Origin of the sequence: Chengkuizengella axinellae (assembly GCF_030730905.1) — a bacterium.
GTDB classification, from domain to species: Bacteria; Bacillota; Bacilli; order Paenibacillales; family KCTC-33759; genus Chengkuizengella; species Chengkuizengella axinellae.
Genome location: NZ_JAVAMP010000018.1, coordinates 25553 through 47915, shown reverse-complemented (window position 1 = coordinate 47915; position 22363 = coordinate 25553). Strand labels below are relative to the sequence as shown.

Genomic DNA, 22363 nt, shown 5'->3' with positions numbered 1-22363 from the left:
TTCTTTTAACTATACAAATTCATTGACACAAATGGATTATCCATATAAACTATTTCTAATTGATTTACTATGTAGTTTTTAAAATCATGTGGTTTAGAGGAGACAAAGCAGTGGAATTTGGTATAGAAATTATTCTGTTATTATTTATTGTTGCGATTATAGCTGGATGGGTTGATACCATTGCCGGTGGAGGAGGTCTGATTACTATACCCTCTATGATATTAGCTGGTTTGCCACCTTCAACCGCACTCGCGACCAATAAACTTCAAGGAAGCAGTGGGACTTTCATCTCTACAATGTTTTTTTTAAAAAAAGGAGCTATTGACCTTAAAAGTATGAGACTATCTATATTAATGACTTTTTTGGGTTCTATCCTTGGGGGCTGGCTTCTTTTACAGATGAATGCAGATAATCTCCAAATGATACTACCTTTCATGCTTGTTTTTATAGGTATTTATTTTTTGTTTTCTCCAAATATAGACAACAAAGATCGACCAATGAGGATGAAACTTTCGCTTTTTTCATTTTTAATTGCTCCTTTATTAGGATTTTATGATGGTTTTTTTGGGCCAGGAACTGGAAGCCTAATCGCAATGGCATTTATCGCATTATGTGGATATAGTTCTTCAAAAGCAACAGCAAATGCCAAATTATTAAATTTCACTAGTAATTTTTCAGCTCTAATTTACTTTATCTTTTTTGGACATATAGCTTGGATCATTGGTTTAGTTATGATGCTTGGACAAATTATAGGTTCATTTATCGGTGCAAAGATGGTATTAGATAAAGGCGCTTCAATAATAAAACCTGTCGTGATTACAGTGTGTTTTATAATGGCAATACAAGTTTTTTGGAGGAACTTTGGATAGTATTGTTGAATACAGAATAAATAGAAAGTATTAGAACAAAAGGATTAATCTATGGTAATATTTTCTTTTGATATAAATCTTGCTATTCAGTATAATGGAGTTGGTAAAATTTACGTTTAATAGTAATAGAAATCATATATTAAGTCTTAATTCAAACATCTAATGAAAGGATTTTTACATAACGTGAGACTTTTTTTCAAAAAAACGATTCCATATCTAGTTATTTTTTTATTTTCTTTAGGTATTTACTTTCTAAGTAAAGGTAATGTATTACCTACTGAAGGAGTATATCCTCCTCCGCATAGGGGGCCAATTCCTCCACCACCACATGGAGATGTCCCAACTCTCCCTGATGGTATTTCACTTCCACCACTTGGGGCTCCACCACCACCACATCTTGAAAATAATAATTCAATATATGGGGTTACTTTTCAATACATTACTTACAGCTTCTTGGGAATTTTACTATACTTAAGTTATCGATTCAATAAAGTGAAAACTTTTGTAATTAGCATTTTGCTTCTTGTCTCTTTTCTATCGATGAACTATATGTTTCATTCCAACACTATAGTTTTAGGTATGAATATCTTCTTTTTATTATCGGGGTTTATATTAATATTAACTATTTATAGTAGAACATATTCAATAGCATATATTGATGAACTTACTAACATACCTTCTAGGAGGATGCTTAATGAAGACCTGAAGAAACTTGGTAGTAAGTATACGGTCGCGATGATAGATATTGATTTCTTTAAGAATATTAATGATACTTATGGTCATGATGTTGGAGATGAAGTTTTAAAGATGGTTTCAAATTGTTTGCAAAAAGTAACAGGTGGTGGTAAGACGTATCGTTACGGAGGAGAAGAATTTATCATTATTTTTTCCAAGAAAGCAATTAAAGAAACATACTCTCATTTAGAAGATCTGAGAGAAAGGGTCGCTAAACAAGAGTACATCTATAAAGAGCCATCCAAAGATAGTCAATCAGCTAAACATACAATAAAAGCAACTGTCAGTATCGGTATAGCCGAAAAGAATGATCAAAATATGTTAAGTAATGATGTAATAAAAGCTGCTGATACTGCATTGTATCGTGCTAAAGAAAAAGGTCGGAATTGTATTAGTGAATAGCAAAATAACAATATGTCTGACTAGATGGATTTAAGCATGAATTGGCAGATATTGTTGATTTAGGTGAGGGGAATACTTTCAACAGTAATAAGAATGAAAAAGACATCATATAAATCTTACAATTTTAATAGTTTACATGTTTCTAACCTCAACGATGACTGTTGAGGTTTTCTAATAACTTCCCCTAAAGAAACTATTTAAATGTGCATTTATTCTAAAATCATATATTACATCATTTATTGATTAGTATTTTATAAAATTAATATCAGCTCTATATAAAAAGGAGACAAAGATGAAAACTGTTATATTCATGGTAAGGCATGCAGAATCCCCATTTAGATTTGGACAAGAAAGAACTAGAAAACTATCAAAACAAGGAGAATTGGACGCTAAACTAATTACTGACATCATGGGAAAAGAGAATATAGACATAATGGTATCTAGCCCATATATAAGAGCGATTCAAACCATTGAGGGTTTATCAAGTAATAATAAACTAGAAATTCAAGTTTTTGAAGAGTTAAAAGAAAGGCCATTAAAAGGAAACTACAAACTTCCAGATGAAGAAAGACAAACTGCAATTAAAAGGTCCTTTGATGACTTAGACTATTGCCTTCCTGGAGGAGAAACGATAAAACAAGCCCAAACACGAGTAATTCCATTAATTCAGAAACTTTTAAGTAAATATGAGGGAAAAAATATCGTGATCGGTACACATGGTATCATTATGACTGCCATTTTGAACTATTATGATAAAAAATATGGATACGACTTTTGGAATAGCACCACTAAACCTGATATTTATAAATTGACTTTTTTAGAAAATAAAATTCAAAGTGTTAAAAGATTATGGAAATTAGTAGATAACCCTTTATTCCTTCAATAAACTACAGCGTTTTGTCTTTGCAGTACATTCTTGAGAAGTATTCCATTATTTACTAATATAAAAATATAACATCATTTATTATGGGAATGGGGGCTACTCAATGGAAAAACATAAACTTAATGTTCAAGTTGATCTTGAAGAATTTTTTCCTGTGAAAGAAGTAGATTATATTGAGTTTTACGTGGGGAATGCAAAACAAGCGTGTGATTATTTTTGTAAAACATTCGGATTTGAGCCGATTGCTTATTCAGGATTAGAAACAGGAAATCGTGAATCTGTTTCCTATGTTTTACAGCAGAACAATATTCGATATATTTTAACTGGATCATTAGAAGAAACAAGTCCTATTTCATCCTTTGTTAAAAAACATGGGGATGGGGTTAAGGACGTTGCATTAGTTGTGGACAATATTGAAAAGGCTTACAATGAAGCAGTTGCACGTGGAGCAATCGAGATTTTACCACCTACAGTAATAAAAGATGACAAGGGCTCGATAAAAAAAGCAATTATTGGCACTTATGGTGATACCATTCATAGCTTAATCGAACGTACCAGCTACAATGGAGTATTTTTACCAAGATACGAACCGATTAAATTGAACATTCCATTTAAAAAAACAGGTTTAGTAGCTGTAGATCATGTAGTAGGAAATGTAGAAGAAATGGAAGAGTGGGTTAGTTATTATGAGAATGTAATGGGATTTAAGCAGCTGTTACACTTTGATGACGATGATATTAGTACAGAATACTCAGCACTTATGTCTAAAGTAATGACAAATGGAGGCAGAATCAAATTTCCTATTAATGAACCTGCTGAAGGGAAGCGAAAATCACAAATTCAAGAGTATTTAGAATTTAATAACGGAGCGGGTGTACAACATATTGCATTACTAACAAATGACATTATACAAACCGTCACACTATTACGAGAAAATGGGATAGAGTTTTTAGACACTCCAGATTCTTATTATGATGTGTTATCTGAACGGGTTGGAAAAATTGATGAGGAAATAGAAAAGCTTAAGCAATTAAAAATATTAGTTGATCGTGATGATGAAGGTTATTTACTGCAAATTTTCACAAAGCCAATTGTTGATCGCCCTACATTGTTTATTGAAATTATTCAAAGGAAAGGTGCAAGGGGCTTTGGTGAAGGGAATTTTAAAGCGTTGTTTGAGTCCATTGAGCGTGAGCAAGCAAGAAGAGGTAATTTATAAGCATACCATTGCAAATTAATAGACGATATGGAGGTGATTCATTTGATTGTTGAACCCAGTACTCTTCCATGGAAAGATGCGTATAAATTATTAATAGGGTCCGTGCTGCCTCGACCCATCGCATTTGTTTCCACTGTGGATTTGAAAGGACGGGCAAACCTCGCTCCTTTTAGCTTCTTCACTTGTATAAGCGCGGAGCCTATGCTCATCTGTTTTTCGCCTATGGTTCGTGGGAGTGATGGCGCCAAAAAAGACACGTTGGTAAATATTGAAGCAACAAAGGAGTTCATTATTAATATTGTAAGTGAAGATATCATTAATCAAGTAAATGAATGTGCAACAGAATTTCCTTTTGACACCGATGAATTTATCATCTCTGGATTAAACAAAGAAGCTGGATCGAAAGTCAATGTACCTCGAGTAAAGGAATGCTTGATTCATTTGGAGTGTTCACTATACGAGCTGCATCATTATGGATCAGAGCCTGGTTCAGGAAGCTTAGTTATTGGGAAAGTTGAACTAATTTCTATTGCAGATCACCTATATGAGAATGGGAAAATAAATACACAGCAACTAAATCCAATTGGTAGAATGGCAGGTCAATCGTATTTGAGAGCGGCAAGTGATACTTTTATTTTAAATAGAATAAAAAAGGGTGATTCCAAATGAGATATGTCACCTTCCAGAATAAAGCAGGACATGATAGAGCTGGCTGGATAGAGGGGGACAACATTGTTGATATGAATGGGGCTAGCAATGAGAAACTGCCTAATAGTTTGCTTTCATTTGTAGAAAATTTTGAAACAAACTCCACAATCATTAATGATATAAAAGCTCAAGATAAATATGTATATCCTCTAGAAGAAGTTACTCTCTCAGCTCCAATACCTAATCCACCTAGTGTTCGTGATTTCTATGCTTTTGAAGAACATGTAAAAACAGCAAGAGGCCGACGAGGTTTAACTGTTGTTCCTGAATGGTATGAAATTCCTGTTTTTTATTTTACGAATCACAAAGCTATTAAAGGACCTGAAGAAAAAATTGAAAAACCAAAACATTGTTCCAAATTAGATTTCGAGCTTGAACTTGCTTGTGTCATAGGTAAAAAAGGGAGAGATATTGCAGCAGATCAAGCAGAACAACATATTTTTGGTTATACCATCATGAACGATTGGAGTGCAAGAGATATACAAGCAAAGGAAATGAAGGTAGGTTTAGGTCCTGCAAAAGGAAAGGATTTTGCAACCTCCCTCGGTCCTTATATAGTTACTCCAGATGAACTAGAGCAATATAAGGTTGGAGATCGTTATGAATTACAAATGACTGCAAAGGTAAATGGGCAGCAAATATCTAACGGGAATTTTAGCAGTATATACTATTCATTTGCTGAAATGATCGAACGGGCTTCACAAAATACAACATTATACCCTGGTGAGATTATTGGTTCAGGTACAGTTGGAACTGGATGTATATTAGAACTGGGAACAGAAATCCACAGATGGTTAGAGCCTGGTGATATTGTTGAGCTTGAAATTACAGGGCTAGGAAAGTTAAAAAATATCATTGTTGAATAAGGGAGGGAGTACATTGCATTACCGTAAAATGGGCTCGATTCCAAAAAAACGTCATATACAGTTCAAAAAAGAAGATAACACGCTTTTTAGAGAGCAAGTCATGGGTACAAAGGGATTCTCGGGAACACAATCTATTTTATATCACTATAATATGCCCACATCTGTAAAGGGAACGAAAATGTATCCTTTAGAAAAAATGAAATATGAGGAAGACATTCCTTTAAAACATAGACATCTGTTAACAGGTAAATGTGAAAGTGGAAAAGATGCTATATTAGGTCGAAAATATATGTTAGGAAATGATGATTTAGTCATAGGTATTGTCAAACCTTTAGAAGCAATGGACTACTATTATCGAAATGGTGATGGCGATGAGTTATTATTTGTTCATCATGGCACAGGAAAGATTGAAACGATATTCGGTAGTATTTATTACAAGGAAGGGGACTATATTGTCATACCTATCGGGACAATATATCGTGTTGTACCTCAAACTCACAATGAGCAAACACTTCTCATCGTTGAAACAAACAGTCAAATTACAACTCCACGCAGATACCGAAACGAATATGGCCAATTGCTAGAGCATAGTCCTTTCTGTGAAAGAGATATCCACGGACCGGAAAAATTAGAAACATATAATCAAATGGGCCAGCATACTGTTTTAACAAAATCAAGAGGAATGATGACTGAACATACGTTTGCTAATCATCCTCTGGATGTTGTTGGTTGGGATGGATATTTGTATCCTTGGAAATTTAACATTCATGATTTTGAACCGATAACTGGACGAATTCATCAACCACCACCAGTTCACCAAACATTTGAAGGTCATAATTTCGTTATATGTTCTTTTGTTCCTAGACTTTATGATTATCACCCTGACGCAATTCCAGCTCCTTATTATCATAGCAATGTGAACAGCGATGAGGTCATTTATTATGTTGATGGCAATTTTATGAGTAGAAATGGAATTTCAGAAGGTTCAATTACACTTCATCCAAGCGGAATCCCACATGGACCACATCCAGGTAAAATTGAGGCAAGCATTGGTAAAAAAGAAACAGCAGAGCTCGCTGTCATGATTGACACCTTCAAACCATTAAAAATTGTATCTGAAGCTGCACTTATCGAAGATCATTCCTATATGTCTAGTTGGACTTAATGAGGGGATTTTTATAGGGATCACGGACAATTTAATTATGAAAGGGGAGAGGTTTTATTGTTAGTCTCTGAGAAAACAGCTTTAGAACTCATTGCAAAAAATGCAAAAGAAATACCAAATCAACTTTTTTTACAGTTTAAAAATGATAAGTACACTTTCGCTCAATTGGATGAATTATCTGGCAAAGTTGCAAACCATTTAAGGAATTTAGGAATTGAAAAAGGGGAACATGTAGCTCTTATGTTAAACAATTGTCCTGAATTTATTTGGATTTGGTTTGGTTTGGCCAAGCTCGGGGCTGTGATGGTTCCTATCAATGTAAATATAAAAGGAAATAGTCTTCAATATATTCTGCAGCATTCTGATTCAAAATTGATCATCACTAATAAAGAGTATTTACAAATTATAAACGCTGCTCTTTTAACTAATAACCCTTATCATTCAGTAGATTTAGAACGCTTTATGTCCGCAGCAATGCAAGAGGAGGCATTTGAAAAAAATGTCTCATCCATTAAATTAACGGATCCGATGGCTATACTATACACTTCAGGAACTACAGGCCTCCCTAAGGGTGTTGTATTACCTCATTATTCATATATCCATACAGGTAGCTTGTTTGTAGAGGATATGATGAATATAACGAAGGACGATATTCTATTTACTTGTTTACCCCTTTTCCATATCAATGCTCAACAGCTTTCTGTCATGGGTGCTTTGGTTGCAGGGATTCCACTTGTTTTATCTGAGCGTTTTAGTGCAAGACAATTTTGGAATGAAGTATATGAAAGTAAAGCAACGATTTTCAACTACATCGGTTCAATGCTCACCATTTTGTATAAACAACCACAAACTCAATTTGAGAAAATTCATTCTGTAGACAGAGCATTTGGAGCTGCTACACCAAAAGAAATATGGACAGAAATAGAGAATCGATATGGTTTTAAAGTTATTGAAGGTTATGGATTAACAGAAACTGGAACCATTGCTTTGTGTAATCCTCCAGATGAAGTAAAAGTAGGGACTATTGGAAAAGCAGTCAGACATGTCAATGTAAAGATTTTTGATGAAAATAATAAGGAGTTACCACCAAATTCAGATGGCGAGATTGTAGTGAAAGAAAAAATGGATCATACCATTTTCCAATCCTATTTAAAAATGCCTGAAAAAACATCAGAGGCTATGGAAGGTGCATGGTTTCATACTGGAGATAGGGGGTTTATGGATGAGGATGGATATTTTTATTTCAAAGATAGATTGAAAGATTGTATAAGATATAGAGGGGAAAATATATCATCATATGAAATAGAAAAAGTTGTTAATCAATTTCCTGATGTATTTGAATCTGCAGCCATTGGAGTACCTTCAGAGTTTGGTGAAGAAGATGTAAAGGTTGTATTGCAATTGCAACCTGATATTCAAAGTATTGATTACGAAAGATTCATTCGTTATTGTGAACAAGAAATGGCTTACTTTATGATTCCTCGTTATATAGAAATTAAAGAATCTCTTCCAAAAACAGCGACACAAAGAACACAAAAATACAAATTGAAGCAAGAAGGAATTGGGAATTCATGGGATCGAGAAAAGTCAGGTATTAAATTAAAACGTCAAATGAAATAAATGATTAGATTCAATTTTTCTTAAAATTTAATTAATATAGTAAATTATTCTATTCCAAAAAGGGTTTTTACTTCAATTATTGAATTATAACTAGGAAGAAAGAATCTATAATGTTATAAATAGAAATGTTGTTGGTTTTAGGTTGGAAAAACAGCATTATGACTTGTAAGGGAGGAATACTAATGAAGTTTCTTAAAAAAAGCGACATTCCCGCACACTTAAGAGAGTATGTAATCGAACAACAATATGATGAATACACCCCCATTAATCATGCTGTTTGGAGATATGTCATGAGACAAAACATAAATTTCTTCCATGATGTTGCACATACAGCATATACAAATGGTGTTTCCGCTTCAGGAATGGAAATTGAGCGGATACCAAAAGTAGAAGAAATGCATACCAGCTTACAACCATTTGGATGGGGTGCTGTAGCTATAGATGGTTATATTCCAGGGGTGATCTTTTTTGATTTTCAAGCTCATGGATTGCTTCCAGTAGGTACTGATATCCGAAAATTAGAAAATATTGAATATACACCAGCGCCAGATATCATACATGAAGCTGCAGGACATGCGCCTATTCTTTGTGATGAAAAATATGCAGCTTATGTAAAACTATTTGGTGAGATTGGTCGTAAGGCGATAGCTACAAAAGAAGAACACGAAGTGTTTGATGCCGTCCGTACATTATCTAATTTACTGGAAAAAGGAAGTTCCACCAAACAAGAAATTGCTGAAGCGGAACATATACTCCAAGAAAAACAGAAAGCAGTGAAACACCTTTCCGAAGCTGAAGAGATTTCAAGACTATATTGGTGGACAGTGGAATACGGTTTAATCGGGGACACAAAAAATCCGAAAATATATGGTGCCGGTTTATTGTCTTCTGTAGGGGAAAGCAGCAGTTGTTTATCAGATGAAGTAGATAAAATACCTTTTGAATTAGAAAAGGTAATCTCTACGAGTTTCGATATTACAACAAAACAACCTCAATTATTTGTATGTGAACACTTTGATCAACTGATCGATGCTGTTAAACAATATGCAGAACGTATGGCATTTAACGTAGGTGGCACTGAAAGCTTAGAAAAAGCAATTAGATCAGGTGCAATTGCAACAGCGGAATATAGTTCCAGTTTACAAATAAGTGGTATTTTTTCTAAAATCATAAAAGATCAAAATCAGGAAGCAATTTACCTACAAACGACAAGTGGGACTACATTATCACACGATCATCAGTTGCTTCATAACCACGGAAAAGATGTCCACGCTGATGGATTTGGATCCCCTATTGGAAAATTAAAAGGTATCAAAAAAGCATTAGAAGATTTAACAGACGAGGAGTTAGCTCTTCATAATATTGTGATTGGACACCAAAGTACACTTCATTTTGAAAGCGGTGTCAAGGTAGAAGGTTTAGTTCATGAAGTTATTAAGAAAAACAATAAAATAGTCCTTATTCGACTTCAGAATGCTACTGTAAACTTTGATGATTTAGAGCTTTTTAAACCTGAATGGGGAATGTATGATATGGCTGTAGGGGAATGTATAAAATCTGTCTACGCAGGTGCAGCTGATCCAGAAGCTTATTTTGAAGTTGAAGATATAGAGGAAATTGAGGATAAGAAAGAAATCTCATTAAGTCCATTAGATCAATTATATCAAAAAGTACGTAACATTCGAGAGGGTGAATATGACAACGTCATAGATGGAAAAAGGCTGTTAGAAATTGTCAATGAGTTGGATGAATCCTTTTCAAACGACTGGTTATTGCGATTAGAAGTATTAGAATTATTATCAGAACATGATACTCATCAAGAATTACAAAACAAACTGCGACAGGATTTAACTCAATTAAAAATAAAGGATGAATCATTACAAAATCTGATTGCTAATGGGTTAAAGCTAGTTTAAGCTACATGATATTCGGAGGACAATTATGATAATCACAAAAATAGTTGAAAATAATGTTAAGATTGCTATTGTAAATAGTGATAAAATACTAATAACAGATGTTCAGTCCGCTTTAGATTTAATGGCAACAGTACGTTATGAAACAGGATGTAATCGTATGATTTTAGGCAGGAGAAATATTTCAAAAGTTTATTAATTATAAAATGAAACTTGCTGTAGTAGGTGATTATTCAATGTATTCTAGCAATAGTTTAAAACACTTTATAAGAGAAAGTAATGAAGGAAAAGATTTATTTTTCTTGAAAGATCAAGATGAGGCTGTAAACAAATTGAGTAAGGCTTAAATCTAGGTGGGATATTTTTCTTCAAGTCTATTAAAGTTTTGATAACCCTCGTTATCATTTAAACGAGGGTTCCTTTCTAATAAGATTTAATACTCACACATTAGTACTTGATATCATAGCATTGAAGTATAACTCCATTTTCATATGTTTTGGAATTTATTAAACTTAGTTCTAATTCTTTCCTTATATCCCCGAACAATGAAATTCCTTTCCCAAACATGATAGGATTCACCTTTAGAATTAGTTGATCAATCAATTGATGATCCAGCAAGAAACCAGCAAATGTTCCTGCTCCACATAACCAAATATCGCTCCCAGGTGTTTGTTTTAGTTCTTCTATAAAAGAAATCTGATTATCCCTAATCACTTTAATTCCTTTGTCAGTAGGATAGTGAGTGGATCTAGAAAAAACATAATTCATCATATTTGGATATGCAGGCTCTCCAGGTTCAATTCCATACGAAAAACCAAATTCATAAGTGTGCTTTCCCATTAAAACGGTGTCATACTCTTTAATTCTTTCTATATATTCCTCTGCATGTTGTCCCTCCATTATAAATCCGTCGACTGTTCGATCTTCTCTTGCAACGAAATTATCCAAAGTGGTCGCAATATCATATATGATTTTTCTCATTATTTCTTGCCTCCATTCTAATATACATACACCTCTGCATAAAGAAAATTCCCTATGAATTTTCTTTCTTGGCATATTCATTCTATTCTTTAATTTGAATTTTTATCACTTGTAGAATGCAAGCAATATTCTCCCAAACAACAACCTACAAATTTCCATTATCATGTGATAAAATAAGAAGTTAATTTCAACAAAAAATAACTTGAGGAAGGAACATGTATGAAAATAACGATAACAAAAGAAGTTTTGCTTCAGGAAGCAAAGAAGGTTCTGCAGTTTCTTTTTAAACTCCCTGAAATAAATATAATATTAATAAAAGAAGTTCAAATTCAATCCATAAAAGATGAGTCTTCTATTAGAAAAGCGATTGATAAATGCTTTCACGATATTTATAGTGATATAGATATTGAAATTAAGATGAATTTACATCCCAAAGAGTTTCATTCAAATCAACCGATCTATGCCGACTACTTAGGTAGGATCGGCTTCAATAATGATATATTAGGAATATCACATTATTGTACAGAGGAGAGAGGCGAAGTCATCAGAATATGTAAAAGAAATGGAGTAAGATTTGATCTTATTATTTCTGCATATTGTGTTGATGGAATTCCTTTGTTGCCACATAATCGAATCAGTGAGGATTCTAAAAAAGTAGATGGTTTTTGGTTTACAGCTGTACAAGCGTTAGGTAAATTAATGAGAAAAGATTATCTTATAGCTTCACATTTGTCTCATGCGCTTACACAAGAAGGATTAGTCCTTCAAATGATCTTAAGAGATCAAGAATATAATACAAATTATCACCGATATGGTTATGCTGAAGAATTGAATTATTTAACTGTTTTAAACAATGAAGATATCCTATTTGATAAAACATCAGATCGCACATTTAATTATATTGCGAGATTAATTTATAGTGCAGTTAAAAGTTATGATATTTTGTATTCATCATTAAATCCATCCTATCAATCTAGATTGGAAAACTTTATAAATATTTGGTTCTTTTATAAGGAAAGTCTAAAATGATGACTTTCGGATGTCATCGTTTCTATATTATAAAAAATGACGTACTAGTAATCCAAACAGTACTCCAATAGCAACAGAAGGAAGAAACACTTTAATAACTTTTATGGCAATTGCTGTAGAAATGCATCCAACAAGGACTGGGACTGAAATGCTTAATTGTCCTTCTCCAGGAATTAAAACCTGTTTCATAATTAGTGCTGTAATGATTCCAATAGGAACATATTGAAAATAAAGACGTAAGGTAGGACTCATTTGTTGTCCTGCCATAAATTCTAAACCGATAATGCGTGAAAGATATGTTGTAACAGATAAAAATCCAATAAGAAACCAATGGTTAAGCATTGTTGGGTCCTCCTTTTAAATATAAACCTATTAATGGTGATACGATTCCAGCAATAATAATTGTAAATTGATTACCTGGGAATAAATATTCAAGAACGGTGGTTATCAAAACAGCCGTTAGAGCTGTTGCTACTATAGGTCTTTCTTTAAGACTTGGAATAAGCAGGGCAACAAAAGTTACTGGAAATGCCAAATCTAGTCCCCATTTTTGAGAATCTATCTCATTTCCAATAATCGCTCCAATGAAAGAAGCAACAATCCAAGCCAAATAAAATGTTCCTGTTACAACCCCAAAATATAGTGGGTCTGGCCCATATTTATGAAATCTTGAGCTGCCTAAAACATAAGGTTCATCTGAAACACCAAATGCTAATAACCATTTCCATTTCTTCGCAGGTGCAAGACCCTCTGCAAGTCCTGCACCATATAATAAATTACGCAAATTCAACAAAATGGAAGTAATAAGAACACTACCAAAACTACTGCCAGCCGATATCATTGCGACTACAACCATTTGTACAGAACCTGAGAACACAAACAAAGACATTGCCATCACAGCAAACAAACCCAAATTTGCTTCGTTTGCCAATACACCATAAGATAATCCATATGTAGAGATCGCTATAGATAATGGTAATGATTCTAAAAGACCCGTTTTTATCGTTTTCATATTTTTATCCACTTGTATACCTCCTGTAAATAATTCAATATTAATAAATCAAAACGAACATACTTCATATATAATAAGAAAAAACAATAAAGTACTAAAGTATTGCGAATTATAATTGTATATTAAAATATATTTATTATAAATTATAATTAACCTTAATTTATATTATAATTATTTTTTAGTTAATTACAATATATAAATTTAAATATTAATAAAGCTAACAGGTGATAATTCATGGAGCTAAGTATAATTAATGGTAAAAAGATTCAATTTAGGACGTATCAAGATGACGGTTTTTCATTATATAAATGGGGGCAGAATATTGATGCATTTAGAAGAAAGAATAAATGAAAAAAAATGGACACTACTAAATAGAAAATTAATTGAGGGATCACATGCGGGGAATATTTATCGAATTGAAGCGTTAGACGATAAAAAAAGAAAAAGAAATTACATCTATAAGGAATTTGAAAGAGATCGAAATAACGAGATTGTTATATACGAACAATTGTCGAATCTTATTAGTCCATATAGTAAATTGGTTGAAATTTGGGACTCCTTTCCTCAAGCCATTCTGATGCATGACCTAAAGTCTCCTCTGAAAAACACTTTTGAAAAAGCATCTCTAAAAAAGAAGAGGAAGCTGATTGAACATATTTTACAAAGGTTATCCGTCCTGCATACATCTAGGTTTGACGTAGAGTCTGAAGATTTACCTAAACATCAAATCACTTCTGAATGGCAGAATTGGTGCATACATCAACTAAAGAAATTAATTACCCAACAACAATGGGCAAAAACGGAATGGATAGAAACGATAGAATATGCTTATGACCAATTAGATTTAACTAATTATAAGGTAAAATGCCCTTTGGTTATAACTCATGGTGATCCTCATTTAGAAAATATATTTGAAAGTGATGATCAGATTTATTTTATAGATTGGGAATGGACTGCTGTTGGATCACCGCTGAGAGATATAACGATTTTGCTGCAGGATGTTTATGAACCTGAATTAATTCAATTTGTTATTCATTCTTATCATTCACTTTTGGAACTAAGAAATCTCAATATCTTAGAGAAAGACTATAGAAAAGATTTTGATTTTCTTTATATCGACCATACAACGATGATGTTAGCTTGGGAGATAGAAAAATATTTTCAAGGATACACTAATGTAAAAAGTATTATGAGAATAGCCGAATTTAAAATGAAGGAAATAAAAAGAATAATGAAAGAAGAAATAATAATTGAATCAAAAAAGCCAAATTAGCTATGAGTCTAGTGCTTCTAAAACCATATTTACTAGAGCAAGGGCGCACATAAAGCGCTCTTTTTCATTCCAACCCGTAGATCCAAGTCTAAGCTAATATGATATTGTTCATAAGATTAGATAGAAAGTTATCAATGGTTCCATAATTCTTTAACACATTGAATTTGCAACGCTGTAAATATCCATGCTATGAAGCTACTCTACGAATATTTAACATTTTTTAACATAGTTAATATAGTGTTGTATGATTTTTTTTCATCTAAGCACCATCATGGGAGGAGTGAGTATTAGGATGGATTTTGATTTAACGAACGAGCAAAAAATGATTAAAGAGATGGTTAGAAACTTTGCAGATCATGAAATTGCACCAAAAGCTGAGCATATTGATAAAACTGGAGAATTTCCAATCGATACATTCAAGAAAATGGGAGATTTAGGTTTGTTAGGAATTCCTTTCTCTGAAAAATATGGTGGATCAGGTGGAGATACCCTATCTTATGCAATAGCAGTAGAAGAAATAAGCCGAGCATGTGGAAGCACTGGTCTTAGTTATGCTGCTGCAATCTCTCTTGGAGCAGCCCCCATATATTACTTTGGAACGGAGCAGCAAAAACAAACATTTTTAATTCCACTAGCTTCGGGAGAGGCGTTAGGTGCTTTTGGTTTAACTGAACCAGGTGCTGGTTCTGATGCTGGAGGTACTCAAACCAAAGCAGTTATACATGGGGATGAATATGTAATTAATGGAGAGAAAAGCTTCATTACAAATGCTGGATATGCCAAAACAGTGATTGTAACCGCTGTCACAGGTAAGAACGATAGAGGGAATAATATCATTTCTGCACTCATTGTACCAACAGGTTTACCCGGTTTTACAATCACCAGTAATTACGACAAAATGGGGGTTCGCGGCTCCAATACTTCACAATTAGTTTTTGAAGATGTAAGAGTTCCAAAGGAAAATATACTTGGAGATCCAAAAAAAGGATTCAATCAGTTTCTATATACCTTAGATGGTGGTCGGATTTCAATTGCAGCTCTAGCACTAGGTATAGCTCAGGCAGCTTATGATGCGGCACTTCAATATGCCACTAAAAGAAGACAATTTGGAAGAGAAATTTCAAAATTTCAAGCGATCCAATTTAAATTGGCAGATATGGCGATGGAGCTTGAATTAGCACGGAATATGATATATAAATCCGCATGGTTAAAGGATCAAGGGCGACCATTTGGCAAAGAATCTGCCATGGCAAAACTGTATGCCTCAGAAGCCGCTTCAAGAATTACCAATCAAGCCATCCAAATACATGGCGGTTATGGATATATTAAAGAGTATGCCGTTGAACGATATTTACGAGATGCAAAACTAACTGAAATAGGAGAAGGTACCTCAGAGATTCAGAGACTAGTCATAGCTAGACAACTAGGGTTGTAACTTTGCAGATTATTTAAGGGAGGGACATATCTTATTCATATTACTTTCAATGTAAAAATATATTTATGATAACAATACATGCTCACAAGAATAGTTTTAATCACTATTCACTTTAAGTCAAATAGAACTCAGGTAAAGCAGCAATTAGTAAATGAATTAGGACTGGTGATAACGATGTTTAAAAAAATACTAATCGCAAATCGAGGAGAAATAGCAATGCGTATCATACGTACATGTAAATGGATGAATATTCAAACCGTTGCTATTTATTCAGAAGCAGACAAGGATTCAATGCATGTAAAACACGCTGATCAAGCATTTTTTGTCGGAGGTCCTAGAGTAAATGAAAGCTATTTAAACATAGAGAAGATACTAGAGATTGCAAAGGAATCAAATGCTGAAGCCATACATCCAGGGTATGGACTTCTTTCTGAAAATGCAGACTTTGCCAAAAAGTGTGATGAAGCAGAAATTAAATTTATCGGACCATCACCTAAAGTAATTCATCAGATGGGAAGCAAAATAGAAGCTCGTAAAGCAATGGAGAATGCGGGTATACCTATTGTTCCTGGTATAGCATACCCACTATCTAATGCTGACGAAGCAGTCAAAATAGCCAATGAAATTGGTTACCCTGTCATGTTAAAAGCTTCTGCTGGTGGCGGTGGTATAGGAATGCAGGCTGTTCAAAACAATGAAGAGCTTCAAAAAGCTTTTGCAAGCAATCAAAAACGTGCAACTGACTTCTTTGGAAATGGAGCCATGTATATTGAAAAGATGATAGAAAATCCAAGACATGTTGAAATTCAGATTCTTGCTGATCAATTTGGGAATACCATTTACTTATGGGAACGTGAATGCTCAATCCAACGTCGTCATCAAAAAATTGTAGAAGAAGCTCCTTCAGTAATATTAGATGAAGAAACTCGGTTTAAGATGGGAGCTGCAGCTGTTAAAGCGGCCAAGTCCATAGGATATAGCAACGCCGGGACTATGGAATTTTTAGTAGATTCAAACAAGAATTTTTATTTTCTAGAAATGAATACACGCCTCCAAGTAGAACATCCTGTTACGGAAGAAATCTCAGGTATTGATATAGTTGAGCAGCAGATTAGGGTTGCTGCCAATGAAGCCTTGAAACTTACTCAGTCAGAAATTCAACGTAATGGACATGCGATAGAAGTACGAATATACGCTGAGGATCCGAAAACTTTTTTCCCTTCTCCAGGAAAAATTACAAATTTATCTTTACCCAAAGGATCTAATATACGTCATGAATTAGCTATTGAGGAACAATCCGTTATTACACCTTTTTATGATCCTATGATTGCGAAGCTTATCGTAAAGGGAAACAATCGAGAGGAAGCAATCATTAAGCTTGAAGATGCTCTTTCTAAATACGAAATTAACGGAATTAAAACGAATATCCCAATGTTAAAAGAAGTAACAGCTCATCAAGCTTTTAAAAATGGAGATACAACAACGGATTTTGTTACCAAGTATCTTCAAAATAACTCTAATTCTATTTGATAAGGTAACGCATTTATCACAATTTTTTAAGGGAATGTAGATGTAAATTTATGAACACAAGAATTTAGCAGTAAGATCTTGATTACCTTTAGGTAAGTTAATAATTCTTGTTTTAAACGGGGGGATTAAAATGGGGCAGCTTGTATCAAACATGGCAGGAAGTGTATGGAAAATCGTTGTTAAAGAAGGGGATAAAGTTGAACAAGGACAGGAATTGGTGATCTTAGAATCTATGAAGATGGAGATATCATTAACATCCTCATCAATTGGAACTGTGAAAGAAATAAAAGTAAATGAAGGGGACTTTGTGAATGAAGGGGATGTTTTGTTAGAGATAGAATAGCCAGCAAAAGTTAGGGGGACTAGTAAGTGAAATGGCCGGAGAAAGTAACATTGCAAGAAGTTGGACCTCGTGATGGATTGCAAAATGAAAAAAAAATGATTTCAACAGAAGATAAAATCCAATGGATTAATCAATTATCTTTGTCAGGACTTCAATATATTGAAATCAGTTCTTTCGTTCATCCAAAATGGATTCCTACCCTAGCTGATGCTTTAGAAGTAGCAAAGCGCATTCATCGCATTCAAGGAGTGACTTATGCTGCACTTGTTCCTAATCAAAAAGGGCTTGCTCGTGCACTAGAAGCGAATATAGATGAAGCAGCTATTTTTATGTCTGCAAGTGAAACTCATAATCAAAAAAATATCAACAAATCGATTGAAGATACTTTTCCAGTATTAAGAAACGTAGTGAAAGATTCACTTTCAGCTGGCAAAACGGTCAGAGGTTATGTTTCTACTGTGTTTGGTTGCCCATATGAGGGCAGGGTAGATATTGATTCCATTATTAGAATATCAGATTCTTTATTTAATATGGGAATTCGCGAACTCTCTTTGGGCGATACAATTGGAGTCGCTACTCCAAAACAAGTACAAGAGTTATTGGAAGTGATGCTCAAACGTTTTCCCGCTGAAAGTTTAGCCATGCATTTTCACGACACATATGGAACTGCTTTAGTTAACATTTTAACTTCCTTACAAATGGGAATTACCATCTTTGATAGTGCAGTTGGTGGTCTAGGAGGATGTCCGTATGCCCCGGGTGCATCAGGAAATGTTGCCACAGATGATTTAGTGAATATGCTTGAGGGAATGGATGTTACAACAGGAATTGATCAAGATAGACTCTTTAAAGCCGCCAGATATATTCAAGAAAAAATAGGCAGAGTGCTGCCAAGCCATCTTCTGCAAGCAAAAATGGCAAAGGGGGGATAGCATTGGATAAACAAGTAGTAGTATCAAAATCAGAAGAAGGTATTGCCTACATTCAATTAAATCGTCCTGCAGCTGCAAATGCATTGTCACTACAGATGTTATATGAGCTAAAAGAAACCATCATGGACATTAAATATGATCCATATATTCGTTGCGTCATTATTACAGGAGCCGGTGGAAAAATATTTTGTGCAGGCGCTGATCTAAAAGAACGTGCAACAATGGATAGTTTACAGGTTCGTAAGACTGTAGCACTGATTAGAAATAATATCAATGAATTAGAAGCACTGCCTCAACCTGTGATTGCTGCTGTAAATGGGATCGCACTTGGTGGAGGTACTGAGTTAGCTTTAGCATGCGATATTCGAATTGCATCAGAGCATGTAAAATTCGGATTGACGGAAACTTCATTAGGGATTATACCTGGGGCAGGAGGAACACAACGCTTACCACGATTAATTGGTAAAGGACGAGCCAAGGAGCTGATTTATACAGCTCGAAAAGTTGAGGCAGTAGAAGCTGAGAAAATCGGTTTAGTAGAATATGTTGTATCTAAAGATAAGTTAAAGGATAAAGCGCATGAAGTCGCTATACAAATTACTCAAAATGCTCCAATAGCAGTATCACAAGCTAAAATAGTTATTAATAGGGGCTGTGAAGTAGATCTACATACCGCTTTAGCCCTTGAGCAACATGCTTATGACATGACAATTCCTACAAAAGACAGATTAGAAGGCCTTCAAGCCTTTAAGGAAAAGAGAAAACCTATATATAAAGGAGAGTGAATATCCAAGATTATCATTTAAAATTAAGTTGAGGGAGGGCACAGGATGTCATTAGAAAAAGACTTACATAACCGAATCGAAGAAATACACAAAGGTGGAGCAAGTAAATATCATAAAAAAAATGCTGAAAAGGGGAAACTTTTTTGTCGTCATCGTTTATCATTATTATTTGATGATGGTGTTGAAATAGAAGATGCTTTATTTGCTAATCATATGGCTGATGACTTACCAGCAGATGGTGTTGTCACAGCAATTGGTAAAATACACGGTCAAGTGGTTTGTGTGATGGCTAACGATTCTACTGTTAAAGCTGGTTCATGGGGTGCTAGAACGGTAGAAAAGATTTTGAGAATACAAGAAACTGCTGAGAAACTGCAAGTGCCACTAATCTATTTGGTTGATTCAGCAGGCGCTAGAATTACAGATCAAGTAGAAATGTTCCCAGGACGAAGGGGAGCAGGTAGAATATTTTATAATCAAGTTAAATTATCAGGGAAGATCCCGCAAGTATGTATTATGTTCGGACCTTCAGCTGCTGGTGGTGCTTATATCCCAGCTTTTTGCGATATTGTCATCATGGTAGAAGGAAATGCTTCTATGTATTTAGGATCACCTAGAATGGCAGAGATGGTCATTGGCGAAAAAGCTTCTTTAGAAGAAATGGGTGGAGCTAAGATGCATTGCTCTGTCTCAGGTGTTGGAGATATACTTGCAGAATCAGAAGAAGAAGCAATCACATTAGCCAGAAACTATATGACTTATTTTCCTCCAAATTATGCTAAAAAAGCTCCGATGAAAAAGCCTGTCCTACCAAAACAATTTGACAAAACACTTGAAGAGATTATCCCTCATAATCAAAATGCTCCATTTAATATGAACGATCTCATTCATAGAATCATTGATGAAGATTCATTTTTTGAAATCAAAAAAAAGTTTGCTTCTGAACTCATCACTGGGTTTGCACGGTTGAATGGTCAATCCATTGCAATTGTTGCAAATCAACCTAATGTCAAAGGTGGGGTTCTTTTTCAAGATTCCTCTGATAAGGCAGCTAAATTTATTACTTTAGCCGACGCTTTCAATATCCCACTCTTATTTCTAGCAGATGTACCTGGGTTTATGATTGGAAGCAAAGTTGAACGAGCAGGGATCATTCGTCATGGAGCTAAAATGATTGCTGCCATATCTGAAGCCACCGTGCCAAAAATATCCATTGTTGTTAGAAAAGCATATGGTGCAGGTTTATATGCAATGTCAGGCCCTGCTTTTGAGCCAGATTGCTGTCTCGCACTTCCTACTGCACAAATTGCTGTAATGGGCCCTGAGGCAGCTGTGAATGCCGTTTATGCAAACAAAATAGCACAATTACCAGAAGAGGATAGACCTGCTTATATCCAAAATAAACGAAAAGAATATCGTGAGGATATTAATATATACAAATTAGCATCCGAAATGATCATAGATGGAATCGTTCCAGCAAATTCACTACGAGATGAGTTAATGAGACGATTTGAAACCTATATGACAAAATATACTGTGTTCTCAAAGCGAAAACACCCAGTATATCCCGTATAATTCATAAAGGATATCGTAAACATAAAGAATCCCCATTTTAAATATGGGGATTCTATTCTTATCTATTTTCTATTCTTAAGAACTATCAGTACCACAAATAGCAATTGCAGAGATAACTTCATTCGTAATATTATAATTACAATTGGTAGTAGTTACTTTAGCTAATTGTAAAGTGTAAGTGAAACTTTCTACACCTTTAACACATATACAGTCACAATAATTAACAACTAATGGCTCAATCGTATTGATGTTTGGAATGGTAGTAGCATAAACTTCTGAGAATGTAAGACTCCATTCTTCTAAGAAAATGGTTCCATCCGTTTTGCCATTCGTACGAACTAACCTGTACACGATGCTAAATGAAGGATTAAGTCCATAAACCTCGAACTGTATATTCTGAGAGTAATTCAATTGAACACATGGTTTTTTAAGGTTTTCAATGTTCACTTTTACTTGAGCTAAGTCTATAGGTGGATCATTTATAGTTAATTCAGATGGTAGATTCACACTAAATATTTTACCGCATTTTAAAGTAGGGCTGCACACTTTATTTGACATGGTATATCTCCTTTACAAGTTTTTTTCTTAAAGGACTTCATTGTCACTATATACTTGAGCGGTCATACTTTTTTTGGTTATGTTAAAGGAGGACTTTTCCGATAGCTTAATATAAGTGAGTCCAAATTGATACGCATAGAACCCATTTTTTTCAGACAGACAATCGCAGTAGTTATATACGATAGGCTCTTTAATATTAGTGTCATTTACAAAGGCTCTTGTAAAAGGCCATTCTATTAAAGTTTCCGAATGCGAAGTATTTAAACAAAACCTTTTTAAACTAAATATAAATTCTCCGTATCGTTCTTCTCTTAAAAAAGTAGTCATAAAACCAGAAAAGTTAATTAGTATACAAGGCTTATCTATCTCATTTGCATTTACTGAAACTTGAGTTAAAGCAACCAGAGGATCGTCCTGTGATAGCTGGAGCGGTAATACAGGTTGAAACACTTTTCCACTTTTTATAAAGGGATGCCGATATTTATTTCCCATTTTCCTTCTCCTTTATCATTTGTAAAGTAGTTTTATCA

General features: G+C 34.3%; 22 protein-coding genes and 1 pseudogene. 18 read left to right on the top strand and 5 right to left on the bottom strand.

Going from position 1 to position 22363, the window contains the following annotated elements:
* The first annotated feature begins 110 nt into the window (after window positions 1-110).
* The 10 genes and pseudogenes from Q5Y73_RS21930 (at window position 111) to Q5Y73_RS21885 (ending at window position 10727) form a co-directional block, all read left to right on the top strand.
* On the top strand, window positions 111-869 hold the full coding sequence (locus Q5Y73_RS21930) for a TSUP family transporter (protein ID WP_305994064.1): 759 nt from the start codon (window positions 111-113) through the stop codon (window positions 867-869).
* Between the two features lie 183 nt (window positions 870-1052).
* Entirely contained in the window at window positions 1053-2006 is a 954-nt protein-coding gene (locus tag Q5Y73_RS21925; RefSeq protein ID WP_305994063.1) for a GGDEF domain-containing protein, read from the top strand.
* A 292-nt stretch (window positions 2007-2298) separates the two neighbouring features.
* Window positions 2299-2892 (top strand): histidine phosphatase family protein, encoded by a 594-nt coding sequence (locus tag Q5Y73_RS21920; RefSeq protein ID WP_305994062.1) that lies wholly within the window; start codon window positions 2299-2301, stop codon window positions 2890-2892.
* 100 nt (window positions 2893-2992) lie between these two features.
* Window positions 2993-4108 (top strand): 4-hydroxyphenylpyruvate dioxygenase, encoded by a 1116-nt coding sequence (hppD, locus tag Q5Y73_RS21915; protein ID WP_305994061.1) that lies wholly within the window; start codon window positions 2993-2995, stop codon window positions 4106-4108.
* Between the two features lie 42 nt (window positions 4109-4150).
* A complete protein-coding gene (locus Q5Y73_RS21910) occupies window positions 4151-4777 on the top strand; it encodes a flavin reductase family protein (RefSeq protein WP_305994060.1) in 627 nt (208 codons plus the stop codon).
* Window positions 4774-5682 carry a fumarylacetoacetate hydrolase family protein gene (locus Q5Y73_RS21905; protein WP_305994059.1) on the top strand — a complete coding sequence of 303 codons (909 nt, stop codon included), beginning with the start codon at window positions 4774-4776 and terminating at the stop codon, window positions 5680-5682. Before Q5Y73_RS21910 ends, Q5Y73_RS21905 begins: the two co-directional genes overlap by 4 nt.
* Window positions 5683-5695: 13 nt before the next feature.
* Window positions 5696-6847 carry a homogentisate 1,2-dioxygenase gene (locus Q5Y73_RS21900; protein WP_305994058.1) on the top strand — a complete coding sequence of 384 codons (1152 nt, stop codon included), beginning with the start codon at window positions 5696-5698 and terminating at the stop codon, window positions 6845-6847.
* A 57-nt stretch (window positions 6848-6904) separates the two neighbouring features.
* On the top strand, window positions 6905-8467 hold the full coding sequence (locus Q5Y73_RS21895; RefSeq protein ID WP_305994057.1) for an ATP-dependent acyl-CoA ligase: 1563 nt from the start codon (window positions 6905-6907) through the stop codon (window positions 8465-8467).
* 182 nt (window positions 8468-8649) lie between these two features.
* A complete protein-coding gene (locus Q5Y73_RS21890) occupies window positions 8650-10383 on the top strand; it encodes an aromatic amino acid hydroxylase (protein WP_305994056.1) in 1734 nt (577 codons plus the stop codon).
* A gap of 25 nt (window positions 10384-10408) precedes the next feature.
* Window positions 10409-10727 (top strand): annotated as a pseudogene (locus Q5Y73_RS21885) (DUF4180 domain-containing protein).
* A gap of 100 nt (window positions 10728-10827) precedes the next feature.
* Here Q5Y73_RS21885 and Q5Y73_RS21880 read toward each other — a convergent pair.
* Window positions 10828-11361, bottom strand: coding sequence for a dihydrofolate reductase family protein (locus Q5Y73_RS21880; RefSeq protein ID WP_305994055.1), 534 nt, complete (start codon window positions 11359-11361; stop codon window positions 10828-10830).
* A 219-nt stretch (window positions 11362-11580) separates the two neighbouring features.
* Here Q5Y73_RS21880 and Q5Y73_RS21875 point away from each other — a divergent pair, with 219 nt between their 5' ends.
* A complete protein-coding gene (locus Q5Y73_RS21875) occupies window positions 11581-12390 on the top strand; it encodes a hypothetical protein (protein ID WP_305994054.1) in 810 nt (269 codons plus the stop codon).
* Window positions 12391-12417: 27 nt separating this feature from the next.
* On the opposite strand, the gene Q5Y73_RS21870 is transcribed toward Q5Y73_RS21875, so the two are convergent.
* Window positions 12418-12732: an AzlD domain-containing protein gene (locus tag Q5Y73_RS21870; RefSeq protein WP_305994053.1), complete on the bottom strand. Its 315-nt coding sequence runs from the start codon at window positions 12730-12732 to the stop codon at window positions 12418-12420.
* Entirely contained in the window at window positions 12725-13414 is a 690-nt protein-coding gene (locus tag Q5Y73_RS21865) for an AzlC family ABC transporter permease (RefSeq protein ID WP_305994052.1), read from the bottom strand. Before Q5Y73_RS21865 ends, Q5Y73_RS21870 begins: the two co-directional genes overlap by 8 nt.
* A gap of 274 nt (window positions 13415-13688) precedes the next feature.
* Here Q5Y73_RS21865 and Q5Y73_RS21860 point away from each other — a divergent pair, with 274 nt between their 5' ends.
* The 7 genes from Q5Y73_RS21860 to Q5Y73_RS21830 all read left to right on the top strand — a co-directional run bounded on the left by Q5Y73_RS21860 (window position 13689) and on the right by Q5Y73_RS21830 (window position 21275).
* Window positions 13689-14675, top strand: a complete 987-nt coding sequence (locus Q5Y73_RS21860; protein WP_305994051.1) for a phosphotransferase family protein — start codon at window positions 13689-13691, stop codon at window positions 14673-14675.
* 292 nt (window positions 14676-14967) lie between these two features.
* Entirely contained in the window at window positions 14968-16110 is a 1143-nt protein-coding gene (locus tag Q5Y73_RS21855; RefSeq protein ID WP_305994050.1) for an acyl-CoA dehydrogenase, read from the top strand.
* Between the two features lie 174 nt (window positions 16111-16284).
* The gene (locus tag Q5Y73_RS21850) at window positions 16285-17640 is read left to right on the top strand and encodes an acetyl-CoA carboxylase biotin carboxylase subunit (RefSeq protein ID WP_305994049.1); all 1356 of its coding nucleotides are present in this window, start codon (window positions 16285-16287) and stop codon (window positions 17638-17640) included.
* Between the two features lie 130 nt (window positions 17641-17770).
* The gene (locus tag Q5Y73_RS21845; protein ID WP_305994048.1) at window positions 17771-17983 is read left to right on the top strand and encodes an acetyl-CoA carboxylase biotin carboxyl carrier protein subunit; all 213 of its coding nucleotides are present in this window, start codon (window positions 17771-17773) and stop codon (window positions 17981-17983) included.
* Between the two features lie 26 nt (window positions 17984-18009).
* Window positions 18010-18915, top strand: coding sequence for a hydroxymethylglutaryl-CoA lyase (locus Q5Y73_RS21840; protein ID WP_305994047.1), 906 nt, complete (start codon window positions 18010-18012; stop codon window positions 18913-18915).
* A 2-nt stretch (window positions 18916-18917) separates the two neighbouring features.
* The gene (locus tag Q5Y73_RS21835) at window positions 18918-19700 is read left to right on the top strand and encodes an enoyl-CoA hydratase (protein ID WP_305994046.1); all 783 of its coding nucleotides are present in this window, start codon (window positions 18918-18920) and stop codon (window positions 19698-19700) included.
* Between the two features lie 45 nt (window positions 19701-19745).
* Window positions 19746-21275 (top strand): acyl-CoA carboxylase subunit beta, encoded by a 1530-nt coding sequence (locus Q5Y73_RS21830; RefSeq protein WP_305994045.1) that lies wholly within the window; start codon window positions 19746-19748, stop codon window positions 21273-21275.
* A gap of 75 nt (window positions 21276-21350) precedes the next feature.
* Here the strand turns inward: Q5Y73_RS21830 and Q5Y73_RS21825 are convergent, their stop codons facing one another.
* Complete coding sequence (locus Q5Y73_RS21825) at window positions 21351-21833, bottom strand: DUF4489 domain-containing protein (protein ID WP_305994044.1); 483 nt, start codon at window positions 21831-21833, stop codon at window positions 21351-21353.
* Between the two features lie 27 nt (window positions 21834-21860).
* Window positions 21861-22325 carry a DUF4489 domain-containing protein gene (locus tag Q5Y73_RS21820; protein WP_305994043.1) on the bottom strand — a complete coding sequence of 155 codons (465 nt, stop codon included), beginning with the start codon at window positions 22323-22325 and terminating at the stop codon, window positions 21861-21863.
* Window positions 22326-22363: the final 38 nt, after the last annotated feature.